This window comes from Cupriavidus sp. 05N40 (genome assembly GCF_056397305.1).
Map to the genome: position 1 here is coordinate 1 of NZ_JBFTND010000456.1, position 706 is coordinate 706.

The window sequence follows — 706 nt, forward strand, 5'->3', positions numbered from 1 at the left end:
CTGGTCGAGCAGCGTAGTACCACGCATGCGAGCGTGGTGCGCAGCAGCCGTCCGGTTGCCGAGCCCGGCAATCCGCTGCATATCGCCGCGCCCATGCCGGGCTCGATCGTGACGGTGGCGGTCCAGCCAGGACAGCGCGTGGCGGCGGGTACGACGCTGATGGCGCTGGAGGCGATGAAGATGGAAACCCACATCACCGCGGATCGCGACTGCGAGATTGCCGCAGTGCATGTGAAGCAGGGTGACCGCGTGGCCGCGAAGGATCTGCTGATCGAGTTGAAGCCGGCGGATTGATATTGGCGTGCTTGCACGGAGACATGCTGTTGCCTCCCGTCCGTCCAGGACGGGAGGGCAAGTTGTGACAAAACGCACATCAGGCCGATTTAGCCCCACTCGCAGCCTCGATAAATAACGTCTTGACGCATCACAACTAGTTCTCAAATCGCCGACGGATGCCGCGCCAGCGGCGTGACCTGTATGGTCATGTAGGGAAACAGCGGCAGCGAAGACAGCAGTTCGTGCAGTTCATCGTTGCTTCCCACATCGAAGATGCTGACGTTGGCATAGCGGCCGGTCACGCGCCACAGGTGGGGCCACTTGCCAGACTTCTGGATCTCGATGGCGCGCGCCTTCTCGGCAGCCTTGATGGCCTCGGCGCGCTCCGCCGCGAGCGAGTCGGGGATCTTCACGTCCATCTGTACGCAGT

Annotated in this window: 2 protein-coding genes; one reads left to right on the plus strand and one right to left on the minus strand. The window is 62.6% G+C overall.

The genetic code is table 11. From position 1 onward, the window contains the following. The coding region (locus AC1DO7_RS41420; RefSeq protein WP_441643458.1) for a biotin/lipoyl-containing protein at positions 1-294 on the plus strand (294 nt) is incomplete at its 5' end. A gap of 143 nt (positions 295-437) precedes the next feature. Here AC1DO7_RS41420 and catC read toward each other — a convergent pair. Continuing rightward, positions 438-706: muconolactone Delta-isomerase (catC, locus tag AC1DO7_RS41425; protein WP_477117593.1), on the minus strand; the 269-nt coding region annotated here is incomplete at its 5' end.